At 44.2% G+C, this 23,723-nt stretch carries 11 protein-coding genes; 7 read left to right on the top strand and 4 right to left on the bottom strand.

Annotated features, from left to right (window positions below; translation table 11 throughout):
* Positions 1 to 24: 24 nt before the first annotated feature.
* A complete protein-coding gene (locus DP117_RS16900) occupies positions 25 to 2,640 on the bottom strand; it encodes a TonB-dependent siderophore receptor (RefSeq protein ID WP_339381283.1) in 2,616 nt (871 codons plus the stop codon).
* Positions 2,641 to 2,772: 132 nt separating this feature from the next.
* Positions 2,773 to 2,958 (bottom strand): hypothetical protein, encoded by a 186-nt coding sequence (locus DP117_RS35405; protein WP_211176157.1) that lies wholly within the window; start codon positions 2,956 to 2,958, stop codon positions 2,773 to 2,775.
* Positions 2,959 to 2,994: 36 nt separating this feature from the next.
* On the opposite strand from DP117_RS35405, the gene DP117_RS16895 reads away from it, so the two are divergent.
* The 4 genes from DP117_RS16895 (at position 2,995) to DP117_RS16880 (ending at position 18,701) form a co-directional block, all read left to right on the top strand.
* Positions 2,995 to 3,264 (top strand): hypothetical protein, encoded by a 270-nt coding sequence (locus tag DP117_RS16895; RefSeq protein ID WP_169219453.1) that lies wholly within the window; start codon positions 2,995 to 2,997, stop codon positions 3,262 to 3,264.
* Positions 3,265 to 3,960: 696 nt separating this feature from the next.
* The gene (locus DP117_RS16890; protein ID WP_169219452.1) at positions 3,961 to 12,792 is read left to right on the top strand and encodes a non-ribosomal peptide synthetase; all 8,832 of its coding nucleotides are present in this window, start codon (positions 3,961 to 3,963) and stop codon (positions 12,790 to 12,792) included.
* Positions 12,793 to 12,982: 190 nt separating this feature from the next.
* Complete coding sequence (locus DP117_RS16885; RefSeq protein ID WP_169219451.1) at positions 12,983 to 17,422, top strand: non-ribosomal peptide synthetase; 4,440 nt, start codon at positions 12,983 to 12,985, stop codon at positions 17,420 to 17,422.
* Between the two features lies 1 nt (position 17,423).
* A complete protein-coding gene (locus tag DP117_RS16880; RefSeq protein ID WP_169219450.1) occupies positions 17,424 to 18,701 on the top strand; it encodes an MFS transporter in 1,278 nt (425 codons plus the stop codon).
* Positions 18,702 to 19,140: 439 nt separating this feature from the next.
* Here DP117_RS16880 and DP117_RS16875 read toward each other — a convergent pair whose 3' ends face one another.
* A complete protein-coding gene (locus tag DP117_RS16875; protein WP_169219449.1) occupies positions 19,141 to 21,468 on the bottom strand; it encodes a phage tail tape measure protein in 2,328 nt (775 codons plus the stop codon).
* Positions 21,469 to 22,028: 560 nt separating this feature from the next.
* On the opposite strand from DP117_RS16875, the gene DP117_RS16870 reads away from it, so the two are divergent.
* Positions 22,029 to 22,178, top strand: coding sequence for a hypothetical protein (locus DP117_RS16870; protein ID WP_169219448.1), 150 nt, complete (start codon positions 22,029 to 22,031; stop codon positions 22,176 to 22,178).
* A gap of 69 nt (positions 22,179 to 22,247) precedes the next feature.
* On the opposite strand, the gene DP117_RS16865 is transcribed toward DP117_RS16870, so the two are convergent.
* A complete protein-coding gene (locus DP117_RS16865; RefSeq protein WP_169219447.1) occupies positions 22,248 to 22,733 on the bottom strand; it encodes a hypothetical protein in 486 nt (161 codons plus the stop codon).
* Between the two features lie 77 nt (positions 22,734 to 22,810).
* Between DP117_RS16865 and DP117_RS16860 the strand changes: the two genes are divergently transcribed.
* Together DP117_RS16860 and DP117_RS36260 are read left to right on the top strand one after the other, a co-directional pair.
* Complete coding sequence (locus DP117_RS16860; RefSeq protein ID WP_248277691.1) at positions 22,811 to 23,191, top strand: transposase family protein; 381 nt, start codon at positions 22,811 to 22,813, stop codon at positions 23,189 to 23,191.
* The coding region (locus DP117_RS36260; protein WP_248277694.1) for a transposase family protein at positions 23,113 to 23,723 on the top strand (611 nt) is incomplete at its 3' end. The genes DP117_RS16860 and DP117_RS36260, both read left to right, overlap by 79 nt.

The raw sequence follows: 23,723 nt of genomic DNA, 5'->3' as shown, positions 1-23,723 counted from the left end.
CTCTCGTTTGAATGGTTCTGGGAATCAAAACTCAAGTGACACTGTTCCCAACACTGTAAACGGTGGCGCAGGGTCGATACTGTACCCATCAACCTCATAATACTTAATATTAGAAATATTCTTGAAGTTGACCGCAAATCGATAATTTTGACGCCGATAGAAGATAGAAGCATCGGCTCGCACATAACTTGCGAGTTTAAACGTATTCGGTAAATCTACCTCTTGCTCACCAACAAAATATAACCCACCACCAAATCCTAGTCCTCGCAAACTACCACCCTGAAGTTCATAAGTTGTCCACAATCCAGCGCTATGTTCTGGGACACCAAATAATCTGTCTCCTACAGGAATCACATTATCCTTCGTCACTGTACCATCAATGTAAGCATAGTTGGCAATCACTTTCCAACCTGGTAATATTTCGCCTGCAATATCTAATTCAATACCTCGGCTACGTTGTTCTCCCGTTTGGATATTGAACAGGTCATCTACTGGATCTGGTGTCAGTACATTCTGCTTGGTAATTTGAAAGAATGCCAAAGTTACAAAAAGTTTATTGTTGAGAAAATTCTGTTTAACCCCTACCTCAAATTGCTCGGTGGTTTGCGGTTCAAATTCTTCTTCTGTTCGACTCCGTGCTTGAAACTGGGGAGAAAAACCATTTGACCAGTTGAAGTAAAGCGAAGTGGTATCACTCGGCTGATACACAATTCCGACTCGTGGTGAGAACCGCGTATTTGATTGTTCGTTGAGTGTCTCTCCCTTCACACGGTCTTTGGTACTGTAATCGTTAAAATCTAGGCGACCACCCAACAATAGTTTGAGATTCGGCAGAAGTTCAATCGAATCCTGTACAAAAACACCGACATTTTCGGAGACGATTTTTCGACCAAAGGGAGAAGCACCCTCTACGGGAGTAGGAGTTCCACCATATTGCGGGTCATAAATATCTATTGATAATTCTTGGTCTGGTGCAAAAATGTAGTTAAACAGGTTTCGGGCTAAATCTACCCCAAACAGAAAGTTATGGCGAATAGGACCAGTAGAAAATTTGCCAGAAATTTCGTTTTGTAGCGTGATGTTTTCGTGTTCCTCATCGGAAGCGTAGAAAGAACGGTTTAGGGTGCGGCGATCATCTTGCAAAGAACCAGGAGAGACCTGCTTTGCGTCGTTCAAATTAGCATTGAGAATATTAAATCCTTGGCGGAATTTCCAATTGTTGCTAAATTGGTGTTCAAAGTTATACGTAAACGAGTTAAAGGTGACTTCACCATTAGCAAAATTGGGTTCTCCTAAAAATCGACTGCGAGGAAGTTTGAGAACTTCTGGCTCAATTGGAAAACCATTATCAAAAGTATAGTTGTATTTTTGGTGTTCGTATTCAAAGGTGAGTTTGGTGCGTGAGCTTATCTTCCACTCTAAAACAGGCGAGATCAAGAAGCTGTCATACTCCACAAAATCACGGAAACTGTCAGCACTTTCGTAGGCGACGTTCAAACGATACAACACTGATTTGTCATTTGTAAGCGGTCCGCTAATATCTAAAGTCGGACGCAAAAAGTTATAACTTCCATAAGTGACATTTCCGTTATAATAAGGCTGTGACAAGGGTTTTTTGGTAATGGAGTTGACAACACCACTCCCACCTGCATACTGTGTCGGACTACCACCATAAAGTACCGCAGCTGGACCTTTAAGAATCTCTACGCGCTCAATATTGGCTACATCTCGGGGACTAAAGTAACCGTAATCTGGAAAACCATTGCGTAAAGTTTCAAAATTGGTTAGAAAACCGCGTACCCGGAACCCTAATGAAGATAAACCTCCATATCCACGCTCAGGTTGTACGCCACTGACATTATCCGCTAGTTCCGAAAGACGCACGACATTTCGGTCTTCAATCACCTGACGCGGAATGACTTGAATTGACTGGGGAATATCACGTAATGGTATATTATCTGTCCGGGTTGCAGTTGTAGCATCAGGTACATTGTATCCTTCTTGTTCACCCGTCACAACGAGTTCAATTGGTTCTTGAGCCGACTCCGATGGTTTTTCATTACTAGGTTTATCTGTTTGTGGTGTAGAGGATATAACTGGTGTGATGACAAAAATTAAACCTTCATTACTGTCGTCCAACTCAACTTTTGGTATACTTGCCTCACCCATCGCTGTAACCCGGATACTATTTGCGTCTATATTAGTAACCGTTATTTCAGTAATTCCCGTGACAGGCTTTTGTTGACGGAAGAAACCACCACTTGTTAACCGCAGTTGAGCATTAGGGATATCTGCAATGAAGCTATTGCCTTCACTCTTAATTGTGATTTGCAGTTTATCAGATGTAGAAGTTTCTAAAATGACTTCCAGACCGTTAGCTGTTTGGGAAAGGCGCACTCTTGTCACTTGTATCACTTGATTCTGCTGAGTCTGTTGTGCTACCCAGTCCTTGACACTGGTGTAGGGGCGCTGAATCTCACTCAGTCGAGGAATGTCTTTTATGGGTGCTGGTGCGTTTGTTACCCCGATTTTGTGTTGTACAGCAGTTACTTTTACAACTGAAGCACGTACTGGCAAAGCTCCTAAGACTGATACAGCTGTAAACAGCCATATCCAGGTGGATAGTTTCTGTTGTTTCACCCTAATTCCTCACACTTGAATAACACATTGCAGCTATATACTCCTGTCACGCTCGTACGCCGCGCTTGCGTTCCCGTAGGGTAGATTACCTATTAACGAACGCTCATGCGCTCGCGCTAAGAGCGCATACCGTCAAGATGAGCCAGCACGGTGCAGTCCTTGTTTCTCACGCCTAAGCGACTGGCGTCGCCAAGAACACCAAGAAAAAGATACGTAATCTTGTACCGGTTCGGGAGTGGAAATCCGGTTTAATGCTTGGTAAGTATATTGAGGCTTAAGCCGTCGCAAGACTTGACTTGTGCTTGGAAAAGTTTTCAAAAATCAAATAGGAATCCTATAACATTAGAGAAAAATATGAACATTGAAGAAAAACATGAGTGTCTCCTGGTAGGGGTTGAGTCGTTAACCTACACCAACTTCAAGTTTCCCAAACTCAATCGATTGGTGGTTGAGCGAAGACTCTACTTGTACATATTTGGCTTGTATATCTATCGTGTCCAGTTGCACAAAAGCAATTCTTATCATGAACGAGGTAGCTATATAAGTCAAACGACGGGTTGTCAAACTTTGTCAAACTTTACTCGACTCCAAATTAAAATAGGCTATGGTGCAAGCGACAAATGATTCATTTGCCCATATCAAGGGGTTAGAGAAAATTTTTTACGCCTTCAAGTTAGAACTTTTTTCATCAATATATCTTATCGTATTGTAAGATTTAATAAGTATTAAATATAAAAATCTACTTGCTAAGAATGAGGAGTTTGTAATAGGTTTATATAGGTTTATATATCGATAGAGTTGCAGAAAAGCTATTCAAAACTGTTCTGGAGGGTTTGTCTCCCAAAAAACTTTGTAAGGAGCGTTGATAACTACGGCAACGTAAAGGCTTACGAGGCTGTTTACTCCGTCTAGTTACCCAAATCATGATAAGCTCCTCACCTTAGAATAAGTTTTTGTTGTGTTTGTTATGCGTTTGCTTCTATGACGTATAACTAGTCAAGAAAATAGCTTTTGAGATGGGTCATTAATCCCTTTTCTGAAATTCCCAATTTCTGCACATAATGGTCTCTTAGAACTAAGTTGATAGAATAGGATTGTTTTCAACCTCAAGTAGAAAATCTAGTTCTGCTGTCTCATAAAAATTTCTGCAGTATTTTCTACATATGAATAAAAATACTTTCTGTGAAAAGCCACTGTTGTAGAAATTAAGCAATTACTGAAATTCTCTAACTGTATTCAACAATTAATTTAGTAGCATACAACAGGCTTTAATTGAGCATTTTTAACGGAAAAAGTTATAAGATTTAAACAGGTGTGCAAATGGGCAAAAACCTTTTCGAGCTACCAGCTAAGTTTTCCACGTTGGTTGAACTTCTCCAAGGTCGAGCGCTTCACCAGCCTAAACAGAAAGCCTATTCTTTTCTGCTTGATTCTGAGGAACAAGAAAGTCATATCACGTATGGTGAACTCAATTGTCAAGCTCGGAAAATTGGTGCTTTGCTTCAAAGTTGTGGAGTTGTCAGTGGAGAGCGTGTCCTGCTGCTATACCCGCCTGGTTTGGAATTTCTAACAGCATTTTTCGGGTGTTTGTATGCTGGAGTTGTTGCTGTCCCCGCTTATCCACCTCGGGCTAACCAATCGGTGTCCCGACTCCAAGCTGTTGTGGCGGATGCACAAGCAGCGATGTCTGACGACAAGCCGCTTTGCGTCTACGCACTAACCACCACAGCCCTTTTGTCCAACATAAAGCGACAATTCGCCCAGTATCCAAATTTACAAATTCTGCGTTTCCTAGCTACCGACAATATTATTGCTAGCGACTTAGCACATGCATGGCATGAGCCATCTGTCAACAGTAACACACTAGCATTTCTCCAATACACCTCAGGCTCTACAGGTACACCTAAAGGGGTAATGGTGAGTCATGGAAATTTGCTACACAATTCGGAGTACATAAAGCAAGCATTTGAACTCTCATCAGAAAGCGTGTCCGTAACGTGGTTACCCAGTTTCCATGATATGGGACTCATCGACGGGATAATCCAACCCTTGTATACAGGCTTTTTGGGCATTTTGATGCCACCGTCCGCCTTTATTGGGCGACCAATTCGATGGCTTCAAGCAATTTCGCGCTACAGGGCAACCCATTGTGGAGGTCCTAACTTTGCCTATGAGCTTTGTGTTCATAAGATTACTCCGGAACAACTCCAAACCCTTGACTTAAGCAGTTGGTGTAGTGCGTATAGTGGAGCAGAGCCAGTTCGCCGAGAAACTTTGGAGCGATTTGCAGCGTTCTTTAAACCTTGTGGTTTTCAGCCCAATTTTTTCTATCCTTGTTATGGTATGGCTGAAGCTACCTTAATGGTTTCAGGCGGTAGTGTCAAAGATGAGCCAATTTATTGTAAAGTTCAAGCAGATGCTTTAGAACAGAACCGTGTTGTGGAGGCATCTGAAAATACCCAGAATGTAAAACAGCTAGTAGGGTGTGGACGTTCATGGCTTGATACAAAGATTGTCATTGCCGATCCAGAATCGCTGAGTGTGTGTCCTTCTAACAAAGTGGGAGAGATTTGGGTATCAGGAGCAAGTGTTGCTCAGGGATATTGGAATCGAAAAGAAGAAACAGAACAAACTTTCTGTGCTTATCTAACAGACACAGGAGTTGGTCCATTCTTGCGGACTGGGGATTTAGGCTTTTTGCACAACGGAGAACTCTTTATTACGGGGAGAGTCAAAGATTTAATCATCATCCGTGGTCGTAACCATTATCCACAAGACATTGAATGGACGGTAGAACAAAGTCACCCTGCACTGCAAAACAGCGGTAGTGCAGCATTTTCAATTGAAGTTGCTCTTGAAGAACGGTTGGTAGTAGCAATAGAAGTGAAGCGCACTTACCTGAGGAATCTAGACGTTGATGAGGTGACTAAAGCCATTCGTCAAGCGGTGGTGGAAGAACACGAGCTACAAGTTTATGCGGTGTTACTGCTCAAAACTGGAAGCATCCCAAAAACTTCCAGTGGTAAAATTCAACGTTATGCCTGTCGCGCTGGGTTTTTGAATGAAACCCTGGATATTGTAGGAAGCAGCATCCTTGAAGACTCATATACTTCAATCAGCGAAGTAACGCTGACTCGCTCTGACCTCAGAGCGTTGCAGCCTCAAGAGCGTTACTTAAAACTAACTTCTTATCTTCAGGAGCTCTTGGCGAAGGTTCTCAAGATAGCCCCGTTCCAGTTGGACTTTGAGCAGCCTTTGAGTACTATGGGTCTCGATTCCCTAATGGCTATTGAACTCAAAAACGCCATTGAAACTAACTTTGGTGTGGTTTTACCAATAACGAGTTTTCTGGCAGATTCCAATATCGACCAGCTTGCAAGCGAGGTACTTGCCCAAACGGTATCTACTTTTCCCCAAGAAATGACTCTCGCTCCAGCCTTTGAAGCAGTTGCAGAAAATTCCCTCTCAATTGGTCAACAAGCTTTGTACTTTCTGCACCAACTGACACCAGAGAGTCCAGCTTACAATATTGTGGTTGCAGCCCGCCTTCAAGGAGAATTAGATATTCCAGCATTGGGTCGTGCGTTTCAAAGCTTGGTGGAACGTCATCCAACGTTACGAACTACCTTCACTAATTTATCAGGGCAACCCGTTCAGCAGATCCACGAACACTTGGAAATTTGTTTTCAGCACGAAGACGTTTCAACTTCTTGGAGTCCGGCGTTTTTGAACAACCGCCTAGTCGAAGAAGCCCATCGTCCCTTTAATCTAGAGCAAGGTCCTTTGCTACGAGTCAGCTTATTTACGCGATGGTTGCAAGAGGACTCACCCAAAGGACGTTTACTACAGGAACATACTCTACTGCTAGTTGTGCATCACATTATCGCTGACTTCTGGTCTGGTGCAGTACTGATGCATGAGCTAGGAATACTGTATCAGGCTCACAAAGCTGGTACAAAAACAATCCTTAATCCTTTAGTGCTAAGATATACCGACTATGTTCGCACAGAAGCAGCAATGCTGGCTTCAAAACAAAGTGAACGGTTATGGGAATACTGGCGCAAGCAACTTGCTGGGGAATTGCCAGTACTGAATTTGCCGACTGACCGACCGAGACCACTTGTCCAAACTTATACAGGAGCTTCACAATCCTTTCGGCTGAATGCAGAGATAACTCAAAGGCTCAAGACCCTCAGTCACGCCCACGGCGCTACTCTCTACATGACAATGCTAGCAGCTTTTCAAGTCCTGCTTTACCGTTACACAGGTCAAGAGGACTTGCTGGTGGGTTCACCGACAACAGGTAGAAGTCGAGCTGATTTGGCAGGGGTAGTGGGCTATTTTGTCAACCCAGTTGTTCTACGAGCAGATTTATCAGGAAATCCAACGTTTGAAGCGTTTTTGAGTCAAGTACGCTCCACTGTGCTAGATGCTTTTGCTCATCAGGATTATCCATTTGCACGTCTAGTGGAGCAACTACAGCCGATTCGAGATCCAAGTCGCTCACCGCTGTTTCAAGTCATGTTTGTCTTGCAGAAAGCACACTTGCAAAATCAGGAGGGTTTGGCAGCTTTTGCTTTGGGAGAAACAGGAGCAAGAATAAAATTAGGGGAGCTGGAGCTAGAGTCCTTGAGCTTGGAGAAGCGGATTGCTCAGTTTGACCTTACTCTAATGATGGCTCTTGTGGATGGACAACTATCTGGTTCTTGGCAATACAATACAGACTTATTCGATGCTACCACTATTGCCCGGATGGCGGGTCATTTTCAAACTTTACTAGAAGGTATTGTCGCTGATCCACAGCAGCACGTCTCACTTCTTCCACTCCTCACGAAATTAGAACGGCAACAATTATTGGTAGAGTGGAATGCTACCCAAGTAGATTACGCAAGTGATTTGTGTCTCCATCAACAGTTTGAGGCTCAAGTAGAGCGAACACCAGACACAGTGGCGGTGGTATTTGAAAAAGAACAACTCACCTACGCACAATTGAATCGGCGGGCAAACCAGTTAGCACACCATCTACAAGCCTTGGGGGTGCAACCGGAGGTGTTGGTTGGCATTTACTTGGAGCGCTCTGTTGAGATGGTAGTAAGTATCTTAGCGACTCTCAAGGCAGGAGGGGCTTACGTCCCTTACGATCCCACCTATCCTAAGGAACGTCTAGCTTTTATGCTGGAAGATGCCCAAGTTCCGGTGTTGTTGACTCAACAGAAGTTTCTTGAAGCTTTGCCTGAGCATGGGGCGCAAGTGGTTTGTTTGGACAAAGACGCTGAGGTTTACGCCCACAAAAGGATAGACAACCCGACCAGCCATGTAACAACCAACAACCTCGCATATGTCATTTACACCTCCGGCTCAACTGGCAAGCCGAAGGGAGTCATGAACACCCACAGAGGGATTTGCAATCGTCTCGACTGGATGCAGGAAACCTACCAACTGACAACAGTAGATAGAGTGTTGCAAAAAACACCATTTAGCTTTGACGTATCCGTTTGGGAATTCTTCTGGCCTTTGACTACGGGAGCGGTAAGCGTGGTAGCTCGACCAGGAGGGCATCAAGATAGCGCCTACCTCGTTGGGATTATACAAGAGCAGCAGATCACCACGCTGCATTTTGTTCCCTCTATGTTGCAAGTATTTCTCGAAGAACCTGGTCTTGAGGCGTGTCACTGCTTGAGGCAGGTTATGTGCAGCGGTGAAGCGCTACCTTTCAAACTGCAAGAGCGCTTTTTTGCATGTTTGGATGCAGACCTACACAATTTGTACGGACCAACCGAAGCAGCCATTGATGTGACATTCTGGGCTTGTAAGCACCAGAGTCGTAAACACACTGTCCCCATTGGTCGCCCCATTGCCAATACGCAAATTTATCTGCTAGATTCTTACTTGCAACCAGTGCCCGTTGGCGTGCCAGGGGAACTACACATTGGCGGTGTGGGTTTAGCCAGGGGTTATCTGCGTCAACCAGAATTAACAAATCTTAAATTCATTCCCAATCCCTTTAGCGATGAGCCTGGGACACGCCTGTACAAAACTGGGGATTTGGCACGCTACAATCGCGATGGCAACATCGAGTATCTTGAACGACTCGACCATCAAGTTAAGCTGCGAGGATTTCGCATTGAGCTAGGAGAGATTGAAGCGGTACTGAGTCAACACCCAGCTTTGCACTCGGTCGTTGTCTTAATGAGAGAGATTGAGAGAAGGGAACAGCACCGAGACTTCACACCATTGGTTGACGTGGAAAATTCATCAACAATTACTGGTTTGCGTCGCTTACTCAAGGGAGAATTAGCTGAATCTCCGGCAGACTCTAGGAACCAGCAATTAGTTGCTTATTGCATCACCCGTCATCAGCCAGCACCCACCACTACGGAACTGCGTCGCTTTCTCTTAGAGAAGCTGCCCGACTACATGGTTCCTGCAGCTTTCGTCATGCTGGATGCACTTCCCTTGACTCCGAATGGTAAAATAGACCGGCGCTCTCTACCAGTTCCTAGTAAAGCTAGACCTGAGTTAGAAAAAGCTTTTGTAGCACCTCGCACTCTTGTAGAGGAAGCATTGGCACAAGTGTGGGCAGAGGTGCTGGACATTGAACAGGTGGGCATTCACGACAACTTTTTTGAGTTAGGAGGGGATTCTATCCGTAGTATCCAAGTGCTAGCTAGAGCCACTGCAAGAGGTTTAAGCTTCTCACTTGGACAAATTTTCCAGCATCAGACCATCGACTCACTGGCACAAGAAATTACCTTTGCCGAACCAAGTGGTTTAGTAACTCGTAAAACAGAGCCATTTAGCCTGATTTCCCACGAAGAACGCCAAAAGCTACCCGAAGGCGTGAAAGATGCTTATCCTTTGGCTAGGGTTCAGGCTGGGGTAATTTTTCACACTCAGTCCATGCCTGAGGAGCCGATGTACCATGACATTTTCCTGTACAATTTGCAAGTTCGTCTAGACATTCAACTGTTTCAAAAAGCCGTACAGCAGGTTGTGGAGCGCCATCCCATCCTGCGGACATCGTTTGATCTGACCAACTTTAGCGAATCCCTACAGTTAGTTCATCAACAGGTCACTGCTCCAATTCATGTCGAGGACTTGCGCGATTTATCACCAGAGCAACAACAGCAAGCACTTTCCACTTGGATCAAAGCTGAAAAAAGACGAAATTTTGACTGGTCTTCCCCGCCATTTATTCGCTTTTTCATTCACCGCCTCACAGATCAGTCCTTCTATCTGACCTTTAGCTGTCACACTTCTATTCTTGACGGCTGGAGCAAAGCTTGTTTGCTGACAGAATTGCTGCATCATTATTATGCTCTGCTCAATGGTAAAGGTAATACCATTGAACCACCCCCAACTATTACTTATCGAGATTTTGTGGCCTTAGAGCGCTCAACGCTGCAATCGCAGGAGTGCCAAGACTTTTGGACTCAAAAATTGGCAGATTGTGTGACGACGAGACTAGCCCGTTGGGTGGCTCACCGTACCACAGATAACCCGGAAATTGGCTTTTTGGATGTCCCCATCTCTGCTGAGCTTTCCGAGAAATTACAGAAACTGGCACGTAGAGCAGAAGTCCCCCTCAAAAACGTTTTGCTAGCTGCACACGTGAGAGTGATGAGTTTGCTAAGTGGCGAAAGCGATGTCCTCACAGGACTTGAGTCTAACGGTCGATTGGAAGAGGCTGACGGAGAAAAAACTCTGGGAATCCATTTGAACACAGTTCCCTTGCGTCTAAAGCTGATGGGCGGAACTTGGCTAGAGTTGGTGCGACAAGTTTTTGAAGCTGAACGCGAGTTGTTACCCTTTAGACGTTATCCCTACGCAGATTTACATCAACTTGTCGGTCGTCAGGCTCTCCAGCCCCTGGTGGAAACTGTCTTTAACTACACTCACTTTCATGTTTATGAGAGTTTGCAAGGTTTCAAAGATTTGGAAATTTTAGGGGCGAGGGGTTTTGGTGAAACTCATTTTACGTTGCGATCTGAGTTTAATCTCAATCATGCCTCAGACTGCATACAACTCGATTTAGAGTGTGACTTGACACAGATTAGCCATGCCCAGTTAGAGACTATTGGCAGTTATTTTATAGAAACGCTGACAGCAATGTCTGCACAGCCGTTTGCACGTTACGAGTCTCAATGTCTTTTGGGCGATCGCCAACGGCAGATGTTGCTTGTGGAGTGGAATAATACCGCCACCAAATATCCACAATATATCTGTATCCAGCAATACTTTGAGGCGATGGCAGCACAAAATCCTGATGCGATTGCCATCGTCTTTGCAGGTGAGCAACTCACCTACCAACAGCTAAACCGTCGAGCTAATGCCCTTGCCCATTACTTGCAGCGTCTAGGAGTAAGTTCCGATGTGCCGGTGGCTCTCTGTGTCGAGCGTTCCTTGGAAATGATTGTGGGAATTTTGGGAATTCTCAAGGCAGGAGGAGCTTACTTACCCTTAGACCCAACATATCCCAAAGAAAACCTGGCTTTTATGCTGCAAGATGCTCAAGTTCCAGTCCTGCTGACTCAGGCACGGCTAGTAGCAGACTTACCTACACACTCCGCCCAAATTGTTTGCCTAGACTCACATTGGCACACTATAGCACAGGAGAGTCCAGAAAACCCCAGCACTACAAGCACATTAGAGAATCTAGCCTACATCATCTACACCTCAGGTTCCACAGGTCAACCCAAGGGAGTACTCGTTACCCAGCAAAACTTAGTTCACTCCACAAGAGCGCGGATTGCTTATTACCCAGAACCCGTTACCAGTTTCTTATTGATTCCCTCGTTTGCTTTTGATAGTTCAGTAGCACCCATATTTTGGACATTGTGTCAAGGCGGTATGCTGGTGCTGTTAAGAGAGGGTTTCCAGAGAGATATTTGGCAATTAACCAAGCTGATTGTCCAACATCAGGTTTCACACTGGTTGAGTGTTCCCTCACTCTACAGCACTCTACTCGCTACTATAGACCCGGATCTACTTGTTTCGTTGCACACTGTCATCGTTGCCGGGGAATCTTGTTCCACAGAGTTAGTGGAACGCCATCGCCTAAGCTTACCTCACACATCCTTGTTTAACGAATATGGTCCAACAGAAGCAACGGTTTGGAGCAGTGTGTACAATTGTCAAAATCATGATTTGAAAAATTCTGTTCCGATTGGTCGTCCAATTGCCAACACCCAAATTTATTTACTCGATTCTCACTTGCAACCAGTACCAATTGGTGTACCGGGTGAGGTGTACATTGGTGGTCTCGGTTTGGCTAAGGGCTATCTTAACCAATCTGAGCTAACTGCCCAAAAGTTTATTCCCAATCCGTTTAGCGAAGAACCGAACGCACGCCTGTACAAAACCGGGGATTTAGCGCGTTACCTTCCAGACGGCAATATAGAGTTTTTGGGGCGCATTGACCATCAAGTGAAGCTCAGGGGGTATCGTATTGAACTAACGGCGATAGAAGCAGTGTTACTCCAACATCCTGTTGTTCGAGAAGCGATCGCCACACTTCGAGAAGAGGAGTCAGGTCGCAAACGCTTAGTTGCCTACGTAGTGCTACAGCAAAAACCTGCACCTGCAACCAATGAATTGCGGAGTTTCTTGCGGCAGAAGTTACCGGAGTATATGATTCCTACCACCTTTGTTGTCTTAGAAGAATTGCCATTGACTCCTAGTGGCAAAGTTGATCGCCGCCGTTTGCCAGCACCTGAGCAAGTAAAATCCCAACCAGAAATGCTGGTGCAGGAAGAAAGCACAGCAGGGCAAACTACCTACTTAGCACCCCGTACAGCAGTGGAAGAGGCGATCGCCACAATCTGGAGTCAGGTTTTGGGAATTCAGCAGGTGGGCATTTACGACAACTTTTTAGAGTTGGGAGGTGATTCGATTCAGAGTATTCAGGTTGTGGCTAAAGCTTATGAAGCGGGGTTGAAATTCAGTACCAATCAGCTATTTGAATATCCAACAATTGCAGAATTAACAACGGTTATCGAAACAATTCCAGTTCCACAGGAACAACAGCGATCGCCCGCATCGCCAATCACTGATTTTTTGTCCACCGAAACCCCAAGCTTCACACCTTCAGATTTTCCAGAAGCTGAGTTAACTCAAGAAGAACTCAACAAGCTGTTGATGAACAACAACTAATACCAATTCTCCATGAAGATCCACTTAATATCTATTAAACAAACCGCCAAGACGAGGCAGTGCGTTGCGGGGGTTCCCCCCGTTGAAGCAACTGCCGTGCCAAGTACGCCAAGAGTCAAAGAGTAAGTATTAAATGCAAATTTAGTTGTTTTAGTATAAATAATGACAATAAAAATAGAAATGCCTAGGTATGGAAGCTAAAAATATAGAGGACATCTACACACTCTCACCTACCCAGCAGGGTATGCTGTTTCACATCCTCTCTGCTCCAAATTCCAGGATGTATTTTGAGCAGACGCTATGTACCTTGCACGGAACTCTTGATTTCTCAGCTTTTGAGCAGGCTTGGCAGCAAGTGGTAGACCGACATCCGAGTTTAAGGACAGCTTTTGTATGGCAAGGTCTGAATCAACCAGTTCAAATAGTACACCGACAAGCTAAACTGCTGATACAGCAGTATGATTGGCGTAAACTCTCAACTGCTGAGCAAGAAGCGCAACTACAAAGTTACCTAGAAGCAGACCGCAAACATGGCTTTGAGCTTGCAAAACCACCCTTGATGCGGCTCATCTTAATCCAGACTGATGTGGACACTTATCAATTGATCTGGAGTATTTGTCACTTGGTGCTGGATGCCTGGTGTGTTAACACTATCCTCAAGGAATTTTTCTCCTTCTACGAAGCACTTTGCCAAAACCAAATTCTCCAGTTGCAACCAAACCGTCCGTATCGGGACTACATCACTTGGCTGAAGCAGCAGGATTTATCGGAGGCTGAGGTATTTTGGCGAAAAGTTCTTCAAGGCTTCACAACACCAACTCCTTTGGTAGCAAACTGGATAACCAATGGCTCCTCTGGTCAGCACCAAGGTTTCAGTCAACAACAAATCCAGCTGTCGCTAGCAACCACAGAAGCACTGAAGTCTTTAGCGCAACAACATCATTTGACACTGAACACCCTAATACAAGGCGTTTGGGCTTTGCTATTGAGTTATTACAGTGGTGAAGCAGATGTGGTCTATGGAAGCGTTGTGTCTGGTCGTCCGCCCACGATACTAGGGGTTTCCTCTATGGTGGGACTCTTTATCAACACCCTGCCAGTGCGTGTACTCGTGTCTGGTGAAGCTTCGCTCCTGTCTTGGCTAAAGGAACTTCAGTCCCAGCAGCTGAGTATACGTAAATACGAGTGTACTCCTCTAGTCCAGATCCAGAATTGGAGTGAAGTACCTCCAGGGATGCCTTTGTTCGAGAGTATTTTGGTATTTGAAAACTCTTCAGTAAATATCTCTAGCTTAGCTACAGGAAACTTGAGGATTGACAATGTTCGCTCTGTTATTAACTCTAACTATCCTCTTGTTTTCTTAGTTAAACCTTGGTCGCAGTTATCGTTGAATATATTTTATGACTTACGTCACTTCAGCACCGTAACGGTAGCTAGAATGCTCAGTCATGTTGCCGCGCTACTAAATAATATAGTTGCTGATCCCAACACTACACTAAGAGCTTTGACACAGAGTATTGTTAACAATCCAGAACAATTGATGAGTGATGTCGAGCGACAACAACTGCTCGTTGAATTTAACAATACGAGAAGAGACTATGTTAACGACAAGTGTATCCACCAATTTATTGAGGAACAGGCAGAACGTACCCCGGAAAACGTAGCTGTGGTGTTTAAAAAGCAGCAACTCACTTACCGAGAACTGAACCACAAAGCCAATCAGCTAGCACACCATCTTCAGGCTTTGGGAGTTGGACCGGATGTATTAGTGGCGATTTGCGTAGAACGCTCTTGGGAAATGTTGGTAGGTATACTAAGTATTTTCAAAGCCGGAGGAGCGTACTTACCCATCGATCCAATGTATCCAAACCAGCGACTGGTTTATATGCTGCAAGATTCTCAGGTATCAGTCGTATTGACCCAAGAACGGTTGGTGAAAAAGTTACCTGATATTGGGGCGCAAGTACTTTGCTTAGATACTCTTTGGGATGCAATTGCCCAAGAAAGTGATGAGAATCCCAAAAGTGAAGCGACTCCTGAGAACCTGGCTTACTTGATTTATACTTCTGGATCTACAGGACAACCCAAAGGAGTGCAGGTTACGCATCAAAACCTAGTTCACTCCACAACTGCTCGCATCTGTTACTACGATCAACCTGTAACAGGCTTTCTCTTAACTTCACCTTTTGCGTTTGATAGTTCCGTTGCCGTCATTTTTTGGACACTTTGTCAAGGTGGTTTTGTCTCCGTTTTACCAGAAAATTTTCAACTAGATATTAAACAGGTCATAGAGGCGATCGCTCAACAACAAATTTCCCACTTATTATGTCTGCCATCTCTCTACAAGCTGATTTTAGAGCAAGCCCAACCACAGCAACTAGTTAGCCTGCAAACCGTAATTGTAGCTGGAGAATCCTGCCCAAAAGGGCTTGTTAAGCAACACCGTGAATTACTACCCCAGACATCCTTATTTAATGAGTACGGTCCAACAGAAGCAACAGTTTGGAGCAGTGTATACAATTGTCAAAATCATGATTTGAACAATCCTGTGCCAATTGGTCGCCCAATTGCTAACACCCAGATATATTTACTGAATTCTTACCTCCAACCAGTACCCATTGGTGTATCGGGAGAGATATACATCGGCGGTCTTGGCGTAGCACGGGGTTATCTCAACCGTCCAGAACTAACGACCCAAAAGTTTATTCGCAATCCGTTTAGTGATGAACCAAACGCACGCCTCTACAAAACTGGCGATTTAGCGCGTTATCTCCCGGATGGAAACATTGAGTTTCTCGGTCGTCTCGATCAGCAGGTCAAGATTCGAGGGTATCGCATTGAGCTAACTGAAATTGAAGCTGTTCTCAATCAACACACAGCTGTGCAAGAAGCTATAGTCGTCGCTCAAGAAGATATCCACGGTAACCAGCGTTTAGTTGCCTATGTTGTCCCAAAAAATGAGCAAGTACCCACAGTTGATGTCCTGCATAGCTTCTTAAAAAATTGCTTGCCAGAGTATATGCTGCCTTCGGTGTTCGTGATGCTGAAAGCGCTACCACTAACTCCCAATGGCAAGGTAGATCGTCAAGCGCTTCCCGTTCCCGACCAGGAAAGACCAAATCTCGAAGCAGTATTTGTCCCACCTAGCACCCCAATCGAAGTAGCACTGGCAGAGATTTGGTCACAAGTTCTTGGTGTCGAACAAGTGGGCATTCACGACAACTTCTTTAAGTTGGGAGGAGATTCTCTGTCCAGCATTCAAGTACTATCTAGAGCTAATGACCGAGGATTAAGTTTCTCTTTGCAAGAGTTTATCCAACATCCTACAATTCACGAACTTTCCCAAATGATCAAGACGGGTGAGGATCTGCAGGTACCTGCAATACAGCCAGTGTCTAATACTATTGGCGGGAAAACTGTTGCGCAACTGCAAGCGGAAGCCGTCCTTGATCCCACAATTCGTCCTGAAGTTATCCAAAGGGACTATACAACTGAGCCAGTCAGTATCTTCTTAACTGGAGCCACAGGTTTTGTCGGAGCTTTTTTAGTTGATGAACTTCTCCAAAAAACTCAAGCGGATATCTATTGCTTGGTACGTGCTGCTAATGCTGAAGAAGGCAAAAATAAGCTCTGCAAAAACTTGGAAATGTATTCACTTGGAAACGAAGATTTCACTTCTAGAATCATCCCGGTTATAGGAGATTTATCACAGCCACTTTTTGGACTTTCTGAGGCACAATTTTTACGGCTAGCAAATAGGATAGATGTTATTTATCATAATGGTGCTTTAGTTAATTTTGTTTATCCATACGAGCAGCTGAAGGCGGCTAATGTTTTCGGAACCCAGGAAGTTTTGAGATTGGCAAGTTTAATCAAAGTCAAACCTGTGCATTACGTTTCTACCCTTTCTGTTTTTCCCACCCAGAGCGATTCTGACGTGCAAGTATTCCGCGAACAAGACTGTTTGGAACATGATGGAATTCTCCAAAATGGCTACGCTCAGAGTAAATGGGTGGCGGAAAAGTTAGTCGCGATCGCACGTTCTAGAGGGCTTCCTGCCAGTATCCATAGACTGGGAAGAATAACAGGAAACAGCAAAACAGGGGTCTGGAACACAAATGATTTTATGTGCAGCATGATTAAATGCTGTATTCAGCTTGGTAGTGTGCCAAAAATTGATGGTTTGCTGGACATGACCCCTGTAGACTACGTAAGTCAAGCCATCATTTATTTATCTCAGCAAAAAGAATCCATTGGGAAAGTCTTTCACTTGCTCAATCCCCACCCAATTCAACTGAAAGAACTGATCGAGTGGATGTGTTTTTATGGCTATCCACTGCGGCTAGTGACCTATGACGAATGGCGACAAGAGTTGATCGCTGCTGCAAAGCATTCTCCAGATCCAACTTTGTATTCCCTTTTGCCTTTGTTTCCTGAAAATAAATACAAAGAACGGATATCCATCCAACAGAGCCTCTCTCAACCAAGAATGACACAATTCGATTGCCAAAACACGCTTGCTCGGCTGGCAGGTACTTCTATTGTGTGTCCTGCGATAGATGACAAACTTCTGAAAAACTATTTTTGTTACTTCACTCGTAGTGGTTTCCTGAATCACCCACAGATGTAGAATGCGAGTATTTACCCTTATCTGGTTTGGGCAGCTTATTTCACTGATTGGCTCTGGGCTGACTCGATTTGCTTTAGGTGTCTGGGTATACCAGAATACTGGGTCAGTCACGCAATTTGCACTCATTTCTTTGTTTACGATGCTGCCGAGCATCTTAATGTCACCGTTGGTCGGTGTGCTTGTAGATCGCTGGAACCGACGCTCTTGTATGATACTAAGCGATGCAGGGACAGGACTGAGTACGCTGGCTATTGCACTGTTGCTCTTGATTGGTAAGCTTGAAGTCTGGCATATCTACCTGGCTGTAGCAGTCAGTTCGACCTTTAGCGCTTTCCAATTGCCAGCCTATGCTGCTGCAACTACGATGCTTGTCCCAAAGCAACACCTTGGTCGCGCTAGTGGTATGGTGCAACTTGCAGAGGCAACTTCACGGCTGCTCTCACCGATGTTAGCAGGTGCGCTGGTTGTCACTATTCAGATTCAGGGCGTAATCCTGATCGACTGCCTCAGTTTCCTCTTTTCTCTAGTGACTCTGCTGCTCGTCCGATTTCCTAAGCCAAAAACTACCGCAGAGGATGAAGTGAGGAAGGATTGGCAACTGCGGGAGTTTACTTATGGATGGACGTACATCACTGCTCGACCCGGACTACTGGGATTGTTGATTTTCTTTGCTGCCATTAATTTCCTAATCGGAGTTGTTAGCGTGCTAGTTACACCATTGGTGCTAGCCTTTGCTGCAGCTACTGTACTTGGCACCGTGCTGTCCATTGGTGGAAGCGGGATGTTGGTTGGCGGTCTAGTGATGAGCGCTTGGGGTGGTTCAAAGAACCGCATCCTTGGTGTGTTCGGCTTTACGCTATCAGGTGGGCTGTCTATACTACTTGCGGGGCTTATACCCTCTGTTCCGGTCTTCTTTGCAGCTGCTTTCATCTACTATTTTGGGGTGTCGATGATCAATGGCTGTGACCAAGCCATCTGGCAGAGCAAAGTCGCACCTGCTGTCCAGGGACGGGTGTTTGCCGTGCGGAGTATGCTCGCCTTGGCATCCCTACCGCTTGCCTATCTCATTGCAGGGCCATTAGCCGATCAAGTCTTTGAGCCGTTGCTTGCTGTCTCTGGACCATTGGCTGGAAGCATAGGACGGATTATCGGTGTGGGACGAGGACATGGCATTGCCCTGTTGTTTGTTGTAATGGGAATGCTCACTATGCTAACAACAGCTGGGGGCTATCTATATCTACCTCTACGGCTGCTAGAGGAGCAACTGCCGGATGCGTAAATGAGCCGACGCCAGCAGGCAAGGTCTACCCAACTGCTGCCCAAACGGGTAGACCGTGGCTGAAGCTGACTTCATTTTAGGAAGAAACACAATATTTGCAATGGCGCTCCGCGCCCGTAGGCGATCGCGTTAAAGATATGATTTGCTATGCCAGTGAGAATGTCTATCCACCGGTAGTTGAAAATATTTTATATTGCCTAGCTGAATTAAGGAATTAGTTGGTTTGTACCCTGCTTTAATGATTTCTAGTTACGCATTTGTTGCTACACCCAGTTCATCTACAGCTTGGAGAATCAATTCTTCCCGGTGAGCGACTACTAACACGCCTTCACTTCTGCAAGTGAATTCAGATGCTACTACAGCAAACATAAACGCGAACTTTGTGATTTTTGTCCAAAGTCCAAAACTTAATAGTGTCGTTAAGGAAATCTTTCCTTAACTAGTAAGCTGTGCGAGTCATCCTGCTACCTGACTGCTCAAGCATCAATATAAGTTCTCTCGCATACGGTCTAAGGGCTTCTATCAATTTCTTTGCATCGTCAGTTGTAGCTGTGCCTGTTAATGTAATTTGTGGTTCAAAATTAACAGTAATTGTTGTTGAGCCACCGCTTATGGGCATTGCTGGCGCTCGCGTCACAGCCATAGCTGAGCTAGCTGAATTTGCAACATTAGAAGCGGCTGATTCTACAGTACGAATATTGCTATTCATGCCATAAGCAAAAGTTGCTGATAAAGCGCTACCGGATGCAGTTAAGTCAGATAAAGCGCCTAATTTTGCATCAGAACTAGGAAGATAAGAGCGGACTTTGTTGACAACTTCTTGAATAGCGTTAAAAGGTGCGCTCGCTGCATCTCTAATGCCTTGAGCAAAACTATTCATCATTCCTGTACCTGCACTTTTTAAGGAATTAACGATTGTAGATCCAAAACTTGCAGCGGCTTGAGAAATCTGACTAAGAGCACTTTTAACAGCACTAATAGCTGAGGACATAGCGTTAGAAATAGCGCCAGGTAATTGCTTAAAAGCGTTCACTATTGCATCAATACCTTGAGACACAATGCTAGGAACTTGCTTTATCATGTTACCGATAGTGTTGGTAACACTTGTCATTGCAGAAGTAACTGTACTGCTGATTTTCTGACCAGCATCAACAATGCCTGTGATGATTTTGCCAATGACAGCAATAATAGACACGGGTAATGTTGCGATCGCTCCAACTATGTAACCAGTTACGTAAGCAATTGTATTAGGCAACTGTTTGATGAAGTTGATAGTGTTGTCAATTCCTCCTTTGACTGCGTTCGCTATCCCGTTCCAGATAGCGCCCGCCTGAGATTTTAACCAATCCCAGTTTTGATAAATAGCAACACCAGCAGCAACGACCGCCGCGACGACCGCTGCTATAGCAACACCAATCAACACGGGACCAGAAGCAACAACAGCAACAACACCAGTGATAGCAGTACCAATTCCTGCAATCATAGGTGAAATTACGCCTATAGCAGTACCAATAGCCCCTACCGCTGAGACAACGCTACCTACTGCAACTAGGACAGGACCAATTGCTGCTACAAGCGCTAAGAAAGCTACACCAAGTTGCACTATCTTAGGATTAGCTTCTGCAAACTTACTAAACTGGTCAATCAAAGGCGTGACTGCTGTCAGCAACGACGCGACCGCAGGTAAAATAGCAGCACCAATTGTGATACCTATTGAGTAAAGCTTGGACTGTACGACCCCAGCTTGATAAGCGGTCGTTTTCTGCGTTTCCGCCCATTCTCTTTGTGCTTTCGCGGCTGCGGCGCTAGTGTCACCTGCTTTTTGAAAAGCCTGGGCGAGTAAGTCTGTACGGTCAATAGTTACACCGATTGTGTCATTGTAGTTATTGCCGTAAAAGGATGCGATCGCGAGCGCCTTGCTACTACCTTGCAACTGATTAAATCTGTTGTTCAGTTCTAGAATTGCGCCGCTCATGCCTTTTTGCTGGATAATTTGAGCTAGTTGTTGATAGCTCAACCCTACTTGCTGCAACACAGCATTATGCTCTTTGCTCTTACCTGTCGAGGCTGTGAAAATAGCATTGACCTGAGCCTTGATTGAGTTGGACGCTACAGAAGCCTCTACGCCTAAACGTCCATAGGTTGCAGCGAGCGCTGTTATTTCACCTGCACTCATCTTTGCTGCTGATGCGGTCGCACCACTAGCAGCAACAATCTTGAGTATTTCTGACTCCTTACCGCCTATCTCGTCACCCAGATAATTGATTTTTGCTGCAAAGTTTTCTATTTCTTTGGAAGACATATTGTAGACAGAAGAGACTTTACCAAATGCCTCTGCTGTCTCTTTAGCAGGTAAGTCTAGTAAGACAGAAGCTTTAGCAACTGTTTGAGATATCCCTAGAATTGCTTCCTTACCCGTCACACCCGCCTTTGCTACCTCTTCTGCTATCTCTCCAAACTGCGGTGGTAACAAACCAAACTGGGCTGATAAACTCTTGATATCACTTTCTAAACCTTTGACACCTGTAGCGCGTGAAATGCCGCTCATCTGCTTTTCAAAGTCCATTGCTGACTTTGTAGCAAGCCCTAATCCTGCAACAATAGGCGCTGTCAATCCAACCGTCATCTGTTGACCTATGCCTGTCATGCTTGCGCCTATGCCTTTTAACTTCCCTCCCATTGCATCGGCTGCATCACCTACTTTTCCTAGTCCTGCGACCGCGTTTGTAACATCTGACAGGACTTGAATTATAACTTTAGCTACCATAAGCCCTCGTTAAGGAAATCTTTCGTTAGCGACCACCCTTGGGTCATCCACCCTTGGGTCATCCACCCTTGGGTTATCCAGGGGTGGATTGTCCAAGCATGGATAGCACCCCCCACATAAGAATACACACTTCAATAAAAAAAACGTAAGAAAACAAAACGAAGAAACACACAATGCAAAAGCGCTACCGCGCTGACTGAGTATTTATACTTTGTTCTTTAATTTTGTCAAGAGGAAAAGAGCGATACACGATTACGCGACTAACGACAAAGACAAATTAGAAATTATTCATTTTGACAACAAGATTACTCATGAGGGTCATTCTTCCGCGCCCTGTGATGCAATGTCAAAAGAAACATTTTATTAGCGGGGTCTAGTGTGACTTACAGCCAGGGTTAATTGTGCTTGCTGTAGTTTTTATCATTTGAAGAAAAATAAGCCCCTTAAAGCGCAAAAACAACGCAGTTACGAAAAGAAACTCTCTGTGATGTTTTACGTCATAGAGAGCATAAAAGTTTATGTTTTCAGTACCATGACGATTTCTGTTGTTAGGGGACTGTATGCTTATAAGTGGTGGTAGCTTACAAGCTCGTCAGAGAAATCTTTCTTTGACGATTATTTTTGCTGCGATCGCTCAATCATTTGTTTTTCTCGCTTCATTTCTAAAATTATCTCTGATAGCCATTCATGCAACTGTTCAAGGTCTTTGAAGTATTCAAAGTCTCGAAGTGACCACCCCATGAAACGACACACACGCAAAATTGTTAGTCGCTCTGGTATCAGTTGACTTCTTTTTTTATGATGTCAAAAATTACTTTTCCTGCGACAAGTCCTATACCTCCGCTTGTTTCGCACTGAGTAAACATTTCCTCGGTTATGCGCTCATCATTTCTCCTAATGTATTTCTTTGCTAGATTTTTGTATGCGAGCGCTGGACTAATTTGTATGTCTTTGTAGAAGTCATTTACTGATTCCCAAGGAATAGGCAAAACCTGATAAATGTCTTTGCCTATTTTGAAGTGTTTTGAGTCAGTGTAATCAATAGGGTTACTTTCTTCTGAGTCAAGTAATTCTATCTCGGCTTTCATTGTTACCAAAGGTGTTAAAAGTTTGTTGGCTTCCCTCATCGTTAACATTAGAGTGTTTATCCTCATAGCGTCTAAAGGTTCACCATTGAGGTAGTAAGAAGTTTCAAAAAGCCATTGTTGAGCCATTTTCGCGCCAACTGCACGACCAGCCGCCGCATTGCTCTCTTCAGGTGGCATGACTTTTTCATTAGACATCTCCAAAATAGAACCATTTTGTGGTAAAAGAGGAAAAACTGCCTTTTTTACCACGAAACATGAGTGACATATTAAGTTATATTCAAAACAACCCCCAAGAAACGCAGCGATTATTAGGTGTAAAGTATGAGCAACTAGAACAACTAATAAAACAGGCGATCGCCTTACACACTGAAAAGCAACAAGAAATAGAAGCAAAGAAAATTAGAATTATAAATAAAGGTGGCGGTCGAAAGGTAAAATTGTCAAACGAAGACCAAATTCTTTTAACTTTGACATATTTAAGACATCTGACAACATTTCAATTGTTAGGTATACAATTTGGTGTAAGTGAGTCAACTGCCAACGATACGTTTAATTACTGGTTTCCGATTCTCCAAGAGCTTCTACCATCAAGTTTATTAGAACAGGTAAAAAAAACGCTAGCGATTATGAGATAGTTCAAGAAATTTTAACTGAATATGAACTAATAGTCGATAGCTGTGAACAGCCACGAGAAAGACCTGGAGAGTATGAAGAACAACAAAATTATTACTCTGGGAAAAAGAAAACCCATACATTTAAAAATCAAATTACTGTTTTACCTGAGGGTCAAGATATTGTTGATATAATCGCAGGAGAGCCAGGACCAAAAAGTGATATAACTTTATTTCGTCAAGGTCAGAAAGGTTTTACTCATAATCAAAAATTTCAAGGTGACAAAGGTTATATTGGAGAACCATCAATTAAAACTCCCACGAAAAAACCGAAAAAAGGAGAATTAACACCTAACCAGAAATCGAAAAATAAAGAAATGGCATCAGCCCGAATTTTTGTCGAACATTTGATTCGTGTATTGAAAATATTTAGAGTGGCTTCTGAAAGATTTAGACTAAATTCAAGTAAATACGAACAAATAATTATGACAATATGTGGACGTAACCGTTCAGGGGGTGCGTCTGCGGCGCACCACCCAACAATAAGCGTTGTAGC

It is taken from the genome of Brasilonema sp. UFV-L1 (assembly GCF_012912105.1).
GTDB lineage: Bacteria > Cyanobacteriota > Cyanobacteriia > Cyanobacteriales > Nostocaceae > Brasilonema.
The sequence above is the reverse complement of the archived record's forward strand: the minus strand, read 5'-3'. Positions and strand labels throughout refer to the sequence as shown.